Below are 14,758 nucleotides of genomic sequence, written 5' to 3' on the forward strand. Positions count from 1 at the left end.
AATAATGGGAGCTATGCGACAGGGCGGACTGCGCGCATTGCTGTGCGCCACCGCCGTCTCGAGCCTGATACCGGCTCTGGCCTATGCCCAAGCCAACACCGCGCCGGCCAACCAGCCGATCATGCTCGATGACGTCATCGTCACGGCCAACAAGCGCGAAGAGAAGCTGCACGACGTTCCCGCCAGCGTCAGCGTGGTGACCGCGGCGCTGATGGAAAAGCACCAAATCAACGACGCCAAGGACTTCCCGCAGTTCGCGCCGACCCTGAACTTCCAGGCCGCCGACGAGGCGCGGCTGTTCAACTTCTCGATCCGCGGCATCGGCACCGAGGCCTTTTCGGTCGCCGCCGAACCGAGCGTGGCGGTGATCGTCGACGGCGTCGTCTACACTCGCCCGGGCGCGGCCTTCGACGGCCTGACCGACCTGGAGCGCGTCGAGGTGCTCAGCGGCCCACAGGGTACCCTGCAGGGTAAGAACGCCTCGGCGGGCGCCGTCGTCATCGTCACCAAGAACCCCAACCGTGACCACTGGGAACGTCGCGCCGAGCTGACGGTCGCCGAGGACAACGAGCGCAAGGCCAGTCTGATGTTCACGGGGCCGCTAAGCGACCAGCTGGCGATCCGCGCCTACGGCTACTACGGCAAGCGCGACGGCAAGGTGATCAACGTCGCCAACAGCAAGACCGTCAACAATGTCGAGGGCTACGGCTTCCGCGGCAAGGTCGACTGGCGGCCAGCCGATAGCGTGCGGTTCCTGCTCTCCGGGGACATTACCCGCCGCGACGCCGACTGCTGCGGCGAGCCGATCCGCGTCGCCGCCGCATCGGGCAACGTCACGGCGGCCTTCACCAAGACGCCGGTCGGCCCGGACAATCGCTACGTCAACTTCGATACGGTCCAGGAGGGCCTGCAGAAGAACGAGGGCGTCTCGCTGCAAGGCGAATTCGATATCGGCGAGTTCACCCTGACCTCGCTGACCGCCTATCGTCACTACAGCGACTTCGCCATCCGCGACCGCGACGGCACCAACGCCAACTTCACGGGCGTCACGCCCCAGCAGTTGTTCAACGCCACGGTCCCAGGGATCAGCGCCGCCGACGCCCTGGCGCGGCTGGATGCCCTGATGATCAATGACGTTAGCTTCGCCACCCGCGACGGCAAGGTTGGCGAGAGCAACAGCCTGGAGCAGAACGGCACCTTCTCGCAGGAAATCCGGCTGACCTCGCCCGTCGGCGAAAAGGTCGATTACCTGGTCGGCGCCTACTTCTATGACGGGATCATCCGCCGCGACCTGACGATCGCGGGTGTGCGAACCAACATCGCGGGCAATGTCACCTTCACCAGCCCGACGACCTATGTGGTCAACCGCGATACGGCCTATGTCCTGGCCGATATGCGCACTCGGGTTCATACGACCAACAAGGCCCTCTTCGGCAACCTGAACTACCGGCCGGTCGACAAGCTGACCCTGACCGCCGGCTTCCGCTATCTGGGCGAAACCCTGAAGTGGCGGCATCAGAAGGTCACCGGCCCCAACGGCGACCACATCGGCGCGGCCAATCCCGCCCGACCCGGCGCCAATGTCGGCACCCCGGCCTTCGACGTGAACCGCGCGTTCAGCGACAACGCCACCATCGGCAAGCTGATCGCTAAGTACGAGTTCACGCCAGACATCCTGGTCTTCGGCTCCTGGGCCAAGGGCTACAAGGGTCAGGCCGTGGACGCCGATATCTTCGTCACCCAGGCCGGCTACGACAATTCGCCCGTCGCGCCCGAGCGGTCGCGCTCCTGGGAAGGCGGCGTCAAGGCGCGCTTCTTGGATCGCAGGGTCGAGCTCAACCTCACCTACTACGACACCCTGTTCAACGGCTTCCAGACCTCCTCGGCGGGCCTGGACGGCTCGGGGGCTCCGGTTCTGCGCTCGGCCGGCAAGCTCTACACGTCCGGTGTCGAAGGGGACTTCACCCTGCGACCGATCGACGGCTTGACCCTGTCGGGCAACTTCCTGTTCGCCGACAACAAGTTCGGAGACCTCTTCGTCGATGCGGTAACGAACGTGAAGGGCGGTACGCCGCTCAACGCGCCCAAGAACAAGTACGGTTTCGCGGCGTCCTACGACACCGAGGTCAGCGACTGGAAGGTGTCCTTCAACGCCAACTACACCCACACCGCCAGGACCTTGTTCAGCAACCTGGCCGACGCCAACAAGCCAGCCTCGGTTTGGTGGCGCCCGGCCTATGGCGTGGCGAACGCCAGCATCACGGTGCGTGAGCCCGAGGACCACTATCGCGTGACGGTCTTCGTCAAGAACCTGGGCGACACCCACTACGTCGATGGTCTGCGCCGGATCTCCGGTTCGGTCGGCGGGGCGGGGGCGGTGGCTCAGTCGCTGCCTCGCGACTTCGATCGCTATGTCGGCGCGACCTTCGTGGCTTCGTTCTGATGACGGCGACGAGCGTGAGAAAAGCGACTTTGTCCAAAACCCTCCAGGTCGGCGTGTTCGCCGGCCTGGTCGGCGGGGTTGTGATCTGGATCTACGAGGCGGCGGTGTGGGTCGGCGTGCAGCACCTTTTGCCGCTCAAGGGCATCCCCGCCAACGCCGTCGGCTTGGTGTTCGGCAAACCGGTCCAGGCCGGTCTTGGTCCGCTGGCCTACTTGGTGGGCACGGGAATCCATTTCGCCTTCGCCGCTGCCTGGGGCGTGCTGTTCGCCCTGATCTGGCCGTTCTTCAGGCGTCGCCGTGTCGAGGCGACCCTGGTGGCTCTGGGCTATGCGGTTGTCGCCTGGATCGTGATGCACGTGGCCATCGCCGTGGTCGGCGACGACCACCCGAACTACCTGGACCCCGTGGTCGTGATCGGCGGGTTCATGTCGCACTTCTTCTTCACGATACCGATGGCGCTGCTCGTCAAGGCGCGGACCGCACCGCCAGGAGACGGCTGAATGTCCGGTTCCTGGAGGCGAGCCAAGGTCCGTTCATGGCGCTATACGGACGTTCGCCACCAAACACGGACATGATCCTCAATCTTTGAAAAGAAGGGCCGCTCCGATGGAGCGGCCCTCGTGGCTCAGGGCTCGACGCCGCCGTCGCCCGTACGGCCTGGCTGGAGGTCGCTGGTGTTCACGCTCGTCGAGTCATTGTCGACGCTGTCCTCGTCCACGCCTTTCACGCCTTCCGCCTGGCGGCGATCACGATCGGCCTGCTGATTTTGCTGTCCCGGCTGGGCCTGCTGCGGGTTGGACTCTTGTTGCTGGGGCGTTCGGCTTTCGCCCTGCTGGTTCTGCTGACCGGCTTGCTGACGCTGGGCGTCGTTCGGTTGCTGTTCCAGACCTTGGTTGTCGCGGTTCTCGTTCATGGTCGTCTGCGTCCCTGATGGTTGGCCGCCCGCCGGAGAGCGGTGGCGAGGAGGCAAACGACGAAGCGCACAAGCCGTTCCTGTGTCGGAAACTCGACGTCGATTTCCGACTAAGGGGCTGACTTTGTTATGGAACCGCGTGGGTAGAGGCGATTTAGGTCACCGGCTCGCCGACGGCTGTTAGGGCGGAGCCGCCGCCACCGAGGCCAGGGCGCGGCCGATGTCCGCCATGGAGTAGGGCTTGGCGATGGTGTGGACGCTGCGATGTTCCGGCGCCAGGCCCTCGACGCCGTAGCCGGTCGCGAAGAAGAACGGGATCCCTCGGGCGCGCAGTATGTTGGCGACGGGAAAGGACTTCGCCTCGCCCAGGTTGATGTCGAGCATCGCCGCGTCCAGCGCCTCGTCTCGGGCCAGGACCAGGGCGTCCTCGAGGCGGAAGGCGGGACCGACGGGGCAGTGCCCCAAGTCCTCGACCAGGGCTTCGGCGAGCAGAGCGACCATCATTTCGTCTTCGACGATCAAAATCCGCATGCCCGTCCTCATGCGCCGCCTCGCATGGCCGAAAGTGGGGCGTTGAAACGGAAGATCAGGCCCACGCCGGGATATTCGGTGACCGTCTGGCCGCCCAGCTCTCCCGCCAGACCTTGCTGGATCAGGCGGAAGCCAAAACCCTTCTTCTGGGGCGGGCTGATCTCCGGCCCTCCGCGTTCGCGCCATTGAAAGGCGAAGCGCTCGTCGGTGACCGACCAGTCGATCTCGACCACGCCGTCGGCCGTGCTCAGCGCGCCATACTTGGCCGCATTGGTCGCCAGTTCGAACAGCGCCGTGGCGAACGCCAGCCCGGCTTTCGGCGAGAGGTCCAGTTGTGGCCCCGCGACGTTGAAACGATCGATCTCGGCGTCGGCGAACGAGGCGGTGACCGCACCGACGATGTCGTGCAGCGCCGCGCCTTGCCAGTTGCGGCGCGTCAGGACGTCGTGGGCGCGGGCCAGGGCGACGAGGCGCGCGATGAAGGCGGCCTTGGCGGCTTCGGGATCGGCCTGGCTCGACAGCGTGAACTGGGCGATGGCCTGGACGGTGGCCAAGGAGTTCTTGACCCGATGGTTCAGCTCGTTGACCAGCAGGTCGCGGTGGAGGTCGGCCTGCTTGCGCGCCGTCACGTCCATGGCGGCCCCGATCACGCGCACGGCCTTGCCGTTCTCGAAGAAGGTCCGGCCGACGCCATAGGTCCACCGCTCCTCGCCGCCGCGCATGACCCGGTGCTCGGTTTCGTAAAGCCCCGGTCCCTCGGGGTCCAGAGCCGCCATCTTGCGTTGGCGGACCGCGGCCCGGTCCTCCGGATGAACGCCCTCCAACCACAGCTCGTAGTCCACGGGCTCGGCCATCCGCCGGCCCGCCATCGTGGTGACGCGCCCGTCGCCGGTCAGGGTGTGGGCGATGGCGTCATATTCCCATGCGCCAATATTGGCGACCTCCATCGCCAACTGGCGGCGCTGTTCGCTTTCCCGCAGCTTGTCTTCGGCTAGGCGGCGTTCTGAGATGTCGATCAGGGTGCCGATGAGCCTGGAAGAGCCGTCTCCCCGCGTCAGCACGCGTCCCGTCGCGGCGATCCAGCCGACCTTGCCGTGGGCGTCCACCAGCCGATGCTCGAGCTCGAAGGCGCCGCCCTTGGCCAGGGTCTCGCCGACGGCGGCAATCACCCTGTCACGGTCATCTGGATAGATCGCCCGTCGCCAGGTGCGAAAATCGATCTCGGTCTCGTCGGGGTGTCCGAACAGGGCCATCGAGCGCGGATCGCCCCGGAAGGTGCGCGTGGCCGGATCGCTTTCCCAGGCGCCGATGTGGGCGAGTTCCATCGCCAGGGCGCGCCGGGCCTCGCTTTCGCCGAGCGCGGCCTCGGCCGTGTTGCGCTGAGTGACGTCGAGGATGGTCCCGATCAGGCGTACGGCGACGCCGTCCTCGATCAGGGCGCGGCCGCGCGAGGCGATCCAGCGCTCGGCCCCATCGCTCGGGCGCACGATCCGGTACTCGGCCTGGATGATCGTCGAGCCCTCGGGAGTCAGGGCCCCGCGAAACTGGGCGTCCATCCGCGCGCGATCGAGGGGGGAGAGCAGGGCGAGGAAGGCGCGATAGTCGAGCGCGGCGGTCGGGGGCGCCCCCAGCATGGCCAGGGCGCGGGCGTCCCACACCAGGGCGCGTGTGCGAGGGTCGAAGTCCCAAGCGCCGATGTCGGCGGCCTCCATCGCCAGGTTCTGCCGGGTCTGGCTCAGTTCCCGGTCGACGAGCGCCTGGCGGAACAGCTCCAGGGCCTGCGCCATTTCACCGATGTCATCCGAACGGTCGACATGTTCGATCTCGTCGGAACGATCGCCTTCGCTGAGACGACGCATCCGCGCGGCCAGGTGCTGGATCGGAGCGGCTAGGCGGCGGCCGTACCAGAGACCGAAGGCCAGCATGACGATCGCGGTGACAAGCAGCGTGGCGACCACGATCCGGCGGATGGCCAAGACCGGCGCGAAGGCGACCGCCGCGTCCTCGCGAACCAGCGCCGTCCAGCCGAGACCGGCGAAGCCGAACTTGGCCGGCGCGACGGCGGCGGCCACCGTTTCTCCGTTCAGTACGCCCGAGATGGTGGGCCGGGAAGCCGGGCGGCTGGCGAGCAGGTCTCGGACGCCGGCGTTGAGCGCGGGCGAGGAGGGGCGCGTGTCGTAGATCAGCTGGCCGTCCGCGCCCAGGATCTGGAATCTCTGGCGGGATCGCTGAAGGTGTTGGCGCTGATCGGCCATGTCCTTGGTGATCACGCCGACCTTAGAGAGGTCGAAGAAGTTGATCCAGATCGCCAGCACGCGTCCGTTGTCGCCTCGAACGGGCGCCGCGAGCGGCGCCACATCCCCGTCGTCGCCGAAGACCTGGCCGACGATCGGCGTCTTGCGCGCCGGTAATACGGTCGCCGCCCAGCCTGTGCGCGGTCGCCCTTGCCAGTCGGGCAGGGCGGTGAACCAGCTTTCGCCCGCCACCGAGCGCCCGACGAGGCCGCGCGTGTCGATCGGGCGGCCCGCGGCGTCAACGTTGTTGATCGCCAGGATCTCGCCCTTGGGCGACACCAGGAGCATCAGGCGGTACATGCCATAAAGGCGGACATAGCCATTCATCGTCGTCACGAGCGCGCCCTGGCCGGGGGTTCGCCACTGCGTCTGGTCGCGGGCGACCGGGTTGAGCGCGAAGGCCTCGACGTCGCCCTTGCGCTCGAACAGGTTCCTGTTCAGCACCGCGCCCACCTCGAGCGCCAGTTGCTCCTGCTCCTTGAGGACGCTCGCCTTCAGGCGAGGCTCCAGCGCGACGACGTAAAGGGCCAGGACGATCGCCAAGGGGGCGAGGCCGGCGAGCAGCAAGGTCGTCGCGATCGCCGCCCTCAGACTTCGGGCGCCAAGACCCGCCTTGCGCCTTTCACCGTCTTCACCTGGAGCGTCCTGCGCGAGCTCCGTTTCGGTCGTCATTGCGTTGTGCCCCTCGGCGGAGGCTGCCACGTCGAGCATCGCCTTCCAAGCCGTAGGACCGAGAATGAGGTTGTCGGCGCCGGGCTTGCCCGAAAGCTGGCTCAGCGCGCGCCGCGGCGAGGACCGCTTGCGCGAAAGTCTCAGGGTGCAATGCTCGCCTCCTCTCGCGGATAACGCGCGCAGGCGGGTATCCGCCGCGATTCTGTGCATCAGTGTGCTGACGCATAACCCGGTAGACAGAGGTCCTAACGCGCCAAGATGCTCCTGCTCACCGAAGCCGAACGGCTCGACCTATTGCGATCCTATCGGATCCTGGACACCCCGGCGGATCCGGCCTTCGATCGCTTGATCGCGCTCGCGAGCGATCTGTTCGACACACCGATCGCCCTGATCTCGTTCATCGACGCTGACCGACAGTGGTTCAAGGCGCGGCGCGGCATGGCGCAAAGTCAGACGCCGCGCACCTGGTCCTTTTGCGATCACGCCATCCGTCTCGAACCCGCCGCGGTAATGGTCGTCGAGGACGCGCTCGCCGACCCTCGGTTCGCGAACAACCCTCTCGTGACCGGCGCCCCGAGCATTCGCTTCTACGCCGGGGCGGTCATGACGGACTCGGCGGGATGCAACCTCGGCACGCTTTGCGTCATCGACACCAAGCCCAGGCCCCAACCCGCGCCGCGTGAGCTCCAGCGACTGAAGCAACTGGCGGCCATGGCGGTCGCCGAAATCGAGCGTCCGCATGAGGCCCGCTTGGCGGCGGAGCGGCAGCGCCTACTCGAACTGGCGGAAACCCTGGCCAAGGTCGGCCACTGGCGCATCGATGTCGCCACCGGAAGGGTGACCTGGTCGGATCTGATCTACGAGATCCACGGTGTCGACCCGGGAGCCTTCGATCCCAATCTCGACGAGGCGATCGCCTTCTACCATCCGGACGATCGCGACACGGTCGCTCGCCACATCGCCGCGGCGATCGAGAGCCGAGGCGTCTATGAATTTCAGCTTCGACTGATCCGTTCGGATGGCGAGGTTCGTGACGTCGTCTCGCGCGCCGGCTGTCAGCTGGACGAGCAGGGTGAGGTCGTCGCGCTCGTTGGTCTGTTTCAGGATGTCACCGAGCAGAAACGCGCCCGCACCGATCTCGAGGAGAGCGAGGCGCGCTATCGCCTGATCGCCGAAAACACCTCGGACGTGATCGTGAAAGCCGGCCAGGACGGCAAGCTGAAGTTCGTGTCGGCCAGCGTGCGCGCTCTGGGCCATGACCCGGAAGCGTTGCTCGGAACCTCGGCCTACGCCCTGGTTCATCCCGATGATCTCGAACGCTTCACCGCCAATTCCGCCGCGCTCTTCGCTGGCGAACCCATCGACCCCGCCGTCGATCGCCAACATCGCTATCGGACGGGATCGGGCGAGTGGGTCTGGATGGAGGGCGGTCCACAGGTCATACGCGACGAGGCGGGCCGGCCGATCGAGATCGTCAACGTCCTGCGCGACGTCACCGAGCGACGTGCCCTGCGCGAGGAGACCGAGCGTCTCACCGAGCTGATGGCGCTTGGCGAGGAAGTCGCCGACGTCGCCTACTACCAATTCGATGTCGCCACGCGGGAGCTCACGGGCACCCGGCAGCTGGCCCGGATCTATGGCCTGGAGCAGGAACATCCATTTGACCTGGCCCAGCTCGTGGCGGCCGTCCATCCGGACGACCAGCCGATGCTACGGGAACGGATCGCCCAAGCCTTGGAGCACGGCGTCGACTGGCGGCGCGCGAGTTCGCGGATCATCCGGCCCGGAGGCGAAGTGCGGCATCTGGAGGGATCGGGCGTCTGTCAGCGCGATCACGAAGGTGTCGTACGAACCGTGTTCGGCACGGTGATGGACGTTACCGAGCGCGTCCTCGAAGACGCCGCGCGCGTCGGGGCTCAAGAAGAGCTCCAACGGCTTTCCGAGCGCGCCCTGCTGGCCGCCCAGGCCGGCAAGGTCGGAATCTGGGAGCACGATCTGGCCACGGGCGACCTGCTCTGGGACGCGCGGATGTTCGAGCTCTATGGGCTGGCTCCCGACATCGCGCCAAGCTTTTCAGCGTTCATGCAAGCGGTTCATCCCGACGATAGAGACCGGTTGGCGGAGGTCTTCCGCGCCGAACTCGAAAACGACGCGCCCCTGGATACGGAATTTCGGGTCTGCCGTCCGGACGGATCGATCGCCGCGATCCGCGCCATTGGGCGTGTAATGCGCGATGCGACGGGCGCGCCGGTCCGCGTGGTCGGCACCAATTGGGACGTCACCGCTGTCCGGGACTTGGAAAGCTCGCTCAGGGCCAGCGAGGCGCGCTATCGCCTGATGGCCGAAAACAGCAGCGACGTCATCGTCACGACTGGCCTGGATGGGCGCGTGGTCTTCGTCAGTCCGTCCTGCGAAGCCGCGACCGGCTATACCCCCGACGAGATCCGAAGCCTCGACGTCGCGGGTCGCACCCATGCCGAGGACGTGCCGGAGGTGCTGAGAATCTATAGGGGGTTGCTCGCGGGGGAACCCGGTCAGCGCGTGCGGTGGCGGTTGCGCCACAAGGTCACCGGCGAGCTCAACTGGTTTGAGTCCAATCCCACCTTGATGAAAGATCCCCAGACCGGCGCGCCCGTCGGGTTCCTTGACGTGGTCCGCGACGTGAGCGCCCAGGTCGCCCAGGAAGACGCGTTGGCCCGGGCGCGCGCCGAGGCCGAGGCGGCCGCCGCGGTGAAGGCCGAATTCCTCTCGAACATGAGTCACGAGATCCGCACGCCCCTGACCGCGGTTATCGGCTTCTCCAATCTGCTCGCCCAACAGTCGGAGCTCGCCGAGACCTCGCGAGGTTATGTGCGCCGTGTGTCGACGGCGGGGCGGGCCCTGATGTCGATCGTCAACGACATCCTGGACTTTTCCAAGCTGGAAGCCGGACAGGTTGAGGTCACGGCGCGGCCCTTCTCGCCTCGCGACCTGGTGCGCGACGCCCTGGCGATGTTCGAACCGCAAGCCAGCACCAAGGGTCTCGAACTGGAGTTCGAGACCGACCCCAACGTGCCGGACTTCGTGCTCATCGATGGCGAGCGCCTCACCCAGATCCTGCTCAATCTCATCGGCAACGCCGTCAAGTTCACGCAAGCCGGCTGGGTGCGGGTTCGACTGGCGCATGGAGGCGCGGACGGCAGGCTGCGCCTGGACGTGGCGGATACGGGGCCGGGGATGTCCGATGACCAGACAGCGGGCCTGTTCCAAAGGTTCGCTCAGGTCGACGCCTCGGGAACGCGGCAGCACGGCGGCACGGGTCTGGGCCTTGCGATCTGCAAGGGCCTTTGCGAAGCCATGGGCGGCTCGATCGGCGTCACGAGCACGCCAGGACACGGGGCGGTCTTCTCCTTCGACGTCTTCGCGCCCATCGCGACGGCGCCTGAAGCGGTCGAGGAGGACGAGGGTGTTGACGTCTCGATTCTGGAGGGCGCGAGGGTTCTGGTCGTCGACGACAACCCGATGAACCGCGAACTGGCCGCGGCGGTGCTTGAACAGGTCGGCGTGGTGGTCGCCAAGGCTTCCGACGGTCCAGCCTGCCTGGACCTGATGACGCGGGAAAGGTTCGATGCGGTCCTGCTGGATCTGCGCATGCCTGGCTTGTCGGGTTGGGAGGTGCTCACGCGCATCCGCCAGTCGCCAAGCGGAGACACCCTGGTCCTCGCCTTCACGGCCGACGATGCGTTGGATCGTATCGGCCATCATGGCCGCTTCGACGGCCTCGTGCGCAAGCCGATGGATGGCGTTTCGCTGATCGTAGCGCTGGCGGACGCGGTTGGCGCAGGGCGCCAAGGCGACACCTGACGGACTGTCGGGGCGGGTTGAATGTCAGGGTCCTGGGGGCGGGCCAATGTCCGCTCCTGGCGCAGCTGAGCTTTTGAGCACAGGAGTTGTCTTTACCGCCGGGCCCTGCAAACCTCGGGGCGCTTGGTGGGGAACACAACATGCCAACGATCGACGTTGTTCTCAAAGAGGGTGAAGCCAAGGACGTCTTGGTCGTCGAGGCGCCCGTAGACACGCGTTACACCTGGTCCAGGAATGCTGGCGGTACGGCCACGACCGGTGAGGACTTCGTCATCACGCCCGACGGCGGGAGTGTCACCAACCCGCCGATCGGATGGAAGTTCACCTTCTCCGCAACGCAAGACAACAAGGCGGAGAAAGCAGAAACGGTCACCTACACCGTCGTCGAGGTCGATGATGGTGAGACGACGACCTACACCGTGAACTTCAAGATTCTCGATCGTTCGAGCCGCGACGCATACATCCGCGCCGCCTTCGAGAGCGCAACGAAGGTCTACAATCCCAACACCGAGACCACCCAGTTTCTACAGCAAGCCAAGGGCACGGTGGTCGTGGATTTCCGGGGGGAATACAACGATCCCCAGTCGGACAATCTCGAGGCCCGCGATGCCGAGCGCTACATCATCGGAGTCCAGTCCCAGCTGATCGATTTCAGCAGCTGGGACAACTTCATGCTGAGCTTGGATGCAGCGCGAGCGGCGGGCGTGGCGCTACCTTACGAAACCCTCAAGCTGTTTCCTCCCGCTCGGGAGTGGTTGAGTACGGATGGCGCGCCCACCACCCCGCCCGGAGGGCTGGCGGCCCTACTGGCCGGGGAGATTGCCGCGTTGAACAGCGGTTGGCGACAGTATTTGCCGCCAGGATACGCGCCTCTGAGCGCTTCGGCGATCCCGAGCGGCGCCAGCGCGGCGCCTGCGGAAATCGCCTTCTATGACTTGCGGCAAACGAGCTTTCAGAAAACGATTCTGATCGACGGCGACAGCTACGTTGTTCAAGGCGTTACGCAGCTACCCACCGTGACGGGCCCGGCGATCATCTTCGAGAGCAAGGGGGGCGCTGTTCAGCTCGATGACGCCAAGCAGATCATCTACAGCTACGACAGTCGTGACCTGCGCCTCGGCGGCGGAGACGATGTCGCCCTAGCGTTCGCCGCTGGCGCGACCGTCGATGGCGGTGATGGAAACGATCTGATCATCCTGGGTGATGGGGGCGGAACGGCGCGTGGCGGCGCGGGGCGCGACCTCATCGTTGGCGGAACCGCCGCGGACATCCTGGTCGGTGGCGCCGGCGATGATTTTCTGGACGGGGGCGCTGGCGTCGACGTCGCCGCCTTTACGGGCGCGTCGAGTGGGTATGAGTGGTGGCGCCAGTCTGATGGCGCCTGGAGGGTGCGCGCGCTGTCCGGAACCGAAGGGACGGATGTCCTGACGGCCGTGGAGAAGCTCCAATTCGTTGACCGCATCGTCGAGCTGACGGTGACTGGCGGGATTGATGTCGCCATTCAGAACATCCTCAGGGCAGGGCTTTCGACCGCCGCCGGGGCGAGCCTGGCGACAAAGCTCTCGGCGCAACTGAGCGCCGGCACGCTCACTGCATCCGCGGCCATTTTCGAGGTCGTCAAGGTCGCGGACGCAACGACATCTGTCGCCACGATGAGCTATCAATTCTTCACCGGAAAAATCCCAGGCCTTGGAGGGATTGACTATCTCGTGTCGCCCACGGGCCCCAACGCGAACAATCTCAACTCCGCCTATTATCAATCCTTCAACATCGAAAATCGATATATAAACTTCGCTGTCAACCTTGGCCGAGATGGCGAGGGTAAGGCGAAATTCTTGGCCGATTATGGCGCGCTGTCCTTGGCCGAGGCGACGAAGAAAGCTTATGGCGTCATCTTCGGTGTGGCGCCGACCGACGCGAAGGTCGCGGCGCTCTTGAGCGGCGGGCGCGACCTCTACTTCGACAGTTACGGAAAGGACGGCCTCAACGGACAGGGAACCAAAGCCGCCATGGTCGGCTGGCTCCTCGCCGAAGCCGCGAAGGCCGATGTTGGCATGTACTCTAAGGCCAATGACGCTTTCCTAGTCGACCTTGCCGATGGGGCCAACTTCTCGGTCGATCTCATCGGGGTCTACGGCAAGCCCGAGTTCAATTACGGGGGCAGCTAGATCCGCCCGCTCGGGCAGCGCTGACCAAGAGCCGTGACTGACGGTCATTCGATCATAACGTGAGCATCGCCGTGGTGTTCACCTCGTCAAAGGTTGGGTGCCGCAATTCGATCGATCTAAAGGTCGGGAATCTGGAGCGATGACAACGTCCACCAATGGCGCACTGCTGCCAGGGAGACGACCGGCCCGTCCTGCCTTCACCACGGCTCGTTGGTCGCGAAGAACTTGGTCCAAAAGGCGTATTTGGCGCCGTCCGCTATGGGGATCGGGCCGAACTGGTCGCCCAAGACCATGACCCCGGGCTTGTCTGGATCGAAGCGCGGCCAGGTCGGCAGGCCGGCGCCGTTCGGGTTGCCTGTCTTGGCGTAGTTGGCCCAGTAGGACGACATCATGTCGGCGATGCGCCGGTCCTCGTCGGTCCAGGGCAGATCGACTTTGTCCAGGCTGTTGAAGACGTAGAAGATCTCCGAGCCGTGATAGGCGCCGCGCGTGTCGTGGTCGGGGCCGGGCGTGGCGTGCGCCCACCAGTAGGTGAAGACCGGCTTGCCGGTGTCTCGCGTCCACTGACGCGCCCACAGGTAGGTCGAGATCTGGCTATTGTCGTGGATCGCCTCGTTGTTCTGACGGGCGGCCTCGTCGTCGGTGGCGGCGGGGTAGAGCTTCAGGAATTCGTCCGCCATCGGGCCGAACTTCCTCCGGGCGGCCGCCTGGTAGTCGGCGAGGGTGGCGATCTGACGGGGTGAGCCGCGAGTGATCTCGGGCTTGGGCGCCCCCGGAGCGCGTAGCCTGGCCCAGACCCCTTCCGGCGCGACGCCGCCTTCGTCGCGGTTGTTGCCGGCGATGTAGACGACGGGGTGTTGGGCCTTCCGCGCGAAGGCTTGACTGAATGTATGCGGCAGGACGTAGCCGTCGATGACGGGCCGGAAGAACGGCGGCCGGCCGGTTCCGCCCGTATAGACCTCATCCTCGGTGCTGGGAGTCTCGCGGATAAGCGTTTGCCAGGGCAGGGCGCGAAGCTCGGCCAGGGACTTAGGTCCCCCTTGAGCGCCCAGCTTGGCCACAAAGGCGGCGCCGTCCTTCTCGGCCTTCGACTTCTCGCGCCAGGACGAGGACAGGTAGCGCAGCTCCAGGTCTCGGGGCCAGCGCACCTGGCTCTCGGCCAGGGCCTGGCTGTAGAGGCCTTTGGCCAGGGGCGAGATCGACAGGAAGTTGACCGTACCGCCGCCGGCCGAATGGCCAAACAGCGTGACCTTTTCGGGATCGCCGCCGAACGCGGCGATGTTGCGCTTGACCCATTGCAGCAGGGCGATGTCGTCCATCAGGCCGTAGTTGCCCGAAGCGCCGTGGCCGGACTCGCGGCTCAGGTCCGACGTCGCCAGGAAGCCGAGGGGGCCCAGGCGGTAGTTGAAGGTGACAAGGATGACGCCCTTCTTGGCCAGGGTCTCGCCGTCCAGCTTGGGCAGCGATCCGGCCTCCGCGCCGAAGCCGCCGCCGTGGACCCAGACCAGGACCGGCCGCCGTTCGGAGGCGCCGGTCGCGCCGGTCCAGATGTTGGCGACCAGGCAGTCTTCCGACATCGGCTCGGCGCCAGGACGGTTCTGTTGGGGGCAGACATCCCCGAACGTGTCGGCTTTGCGCACGCCGCTCCAGGCGACGGGCCGGGCCGGCGGCCGCCAGCGGAGATCGCCAACGGGCGCGGCGGCGTAGGGCACGCCCTTGAAGACCGTGATCGACGGATCGCTGGCCGCAACACCCTCGATCAGGCCCGTCTCGATCCGCACGGGACCTTTGATCTCCGCCCGCGCCGGCGAGGCGGTGAGCGTGAGGAAGGACGCCGCGGCCAGGCCGCTGGCGAGGAGGAGGCGGTGGATAGGCATGGAATGGACTCGTCTAC

8 protein-coding genes are annotated in these 14,758 nt (G+C 66.0%); 4 read left to right on the forward strand and 4 right to left on the reverse strand.

All coding sequences use genetic code 11. The features are described from left to right. Positions 1-4 precede the first annotated feature (4 nt). Both AC1RRV_RS12520 and AC1RRV_RS12525 read left to right on the forward strand, forming a co-directional pair. A complete protein-coding gene (locus AC1RRV_RS12520) occupies positions 5-2,443 on the forward strand; it encodes a TonB-dependent receptor (RefSeq protein ID WP_492859964.1) in 2,439 nt (812 codons plus the stop codon). A 29-nt stretch (positions 2,444-2,472) separates the two neighbouring features. Next, complete coding sequence (locus AC1RRV_RS12525) at positions 2,473-2,943, forward strand: hypothetical protein (RefSeq protein WP_492859965.1); 471 nt, start codon at positions 2,473-2,475, stop codon at positions 2,941-2,943. A 125-nt stretch (positions 2,944-3,068) separates the two neighbouring features. Here the strand turns inward: AC1RRV_RS12525 and AC1RRV_RS12530 are convergent, their stop codons facing one another. The 3 genes from AC1RRV_RS12530 to AC1RRV_RS12540 form a co-directional block, all read right to left on the reverse strand. After that, complete coding sequence (locus AC1RRV_RS12530) at positions 3,069-3,356, reverse strand: hypothetical protein (RefSeq protein ID WP_492859966.1); 288 nt, start codon at positions 3,354-3,356, stop codon at positions 3,069-3,071. A 180-nt stretch (positions 3,357-3,536) separates the two neighbouring features. After that, complete coding sequence (locus AC1RRV_RS12535; RefSeq protein ID WP_492859967.1) at positions 3,537-3,887, reverse strand: response regulator; 351 nt, start codon at positions 3,885-3,887, stop codon at positions 3,537-3,539. 8 nt (positions 3,888-3,895) lie between these two features. Beyond that, a complete protein-coding gene (locus AC1RRV_RS12540; RefSeq protein ID WP_492859968.1) occupies positions 3,896-6,853 on the reverse strand; it encodes a sensor histidine kinase in 2,958 nt (985 codons plus the stop codon). Between the two features lie 258 nt (positions 6,854-7,111). Between AC1RRV_RS12540 and AC1RRV_RS12545 the strand changes: the two genes are divergently transcribed. Both AC1RRV_RS12545 and AC1RRV_RS12550 read left to right on the forward strand, forming a co-directional pair. Continuing rightward, a complete protein-coding gene (locus tag AC1RRV_RS12545) occupies positions 7,112-10,696 on the forward strand; it encodes a PAS domain-containing protein (protein WP_492859969.1) in 3,585 nt (1,194 codons plus the stop codon). Positions 10,697-10,836: 140 nt separating this feature from the next. After that, a complete protein-coding gene (locus AC1RRV_RS12550; RefSeq protein ID WP_492859970.1) occupies positions 10,837-12,864 on the forward strand; it encodes a hypothetical protein in 2,028 nt (675 codons plus the stop codon). Between the two features lie 197 nt (positions 12,865-13,061). On the opposite strand, the gene AC1RRV_RS12555 is transcribed toward AC1RRV_RS12550, so the two are convergent. Then, positions 13,062-14,741 carry a carboxylesterase/lipase family protein gene (locus AC1RRV_RS12555; protein WP_492859971.1) on the reverse strand — a complete coding sequence of 560 codons (1,680 nt, stop codon included), beginning with the start codon at positions 14,739-14,741 and terminating at the stop codon, positions 13,062-13,064. Positions 14,742-14,758: the final 17 nt, after the last annotated feature.

This window comes from Caulobacter sp. GW821-FHT11E10 (assembly GCF_058808375.1).

Coding starts and splice junctions, on each gene's coding strand:
- AC1RRV_RS12530 (WP_492859966.1), bottom strand. CDS start 3,356: ATGAACGAGAACCGCGACAACCAAGGTCTGGAACAGCAACCGAACGAC.
- AC1RRV_RS12520 (WP_492859964.1), top strand. CDS start 5: ATGGGAGCTATGCGACAGGGCGGACTGCGCGCATTGCTGTGCGCCACC.
- AC1RRV_RS12540 (WP_492859968.1), bottom strand. CDS start 6,853: ATGACGACCGAAACGGAGCTCGCGCAGGACGCTCCAGGTGAAGACGGT.
- AC1RRV_RS12550 (WP_492859970.1), top strand. CDS start 10,837: ATGCCAACGATCGACGTTGTTCTCAAAGAGGGTGAAGCCAAGGACGTC.
- AC1RRV_RS12535 (WP_492859967.1), bottom strand. CDS start 3,887: ATGCGGATTTTGATCGTCGAAGACGAAATGATGGTCGCTCTGCTCGCC.
- AC1RRV_RS12555 (WP_492859971.1), bottom strand. CDS start 14,741: ATGCCTATCCACCGCCTCCTCCTCGCCAGCGGCCTGGCCGCGGCGTCC.
- AC1RRV_RS12545 (WP_492859969.1), top strand. CDS start 7,112: ATGCTCCTGCTCACCGAAGCCGAACGGCTCGACCTATTGCGATCCTAT.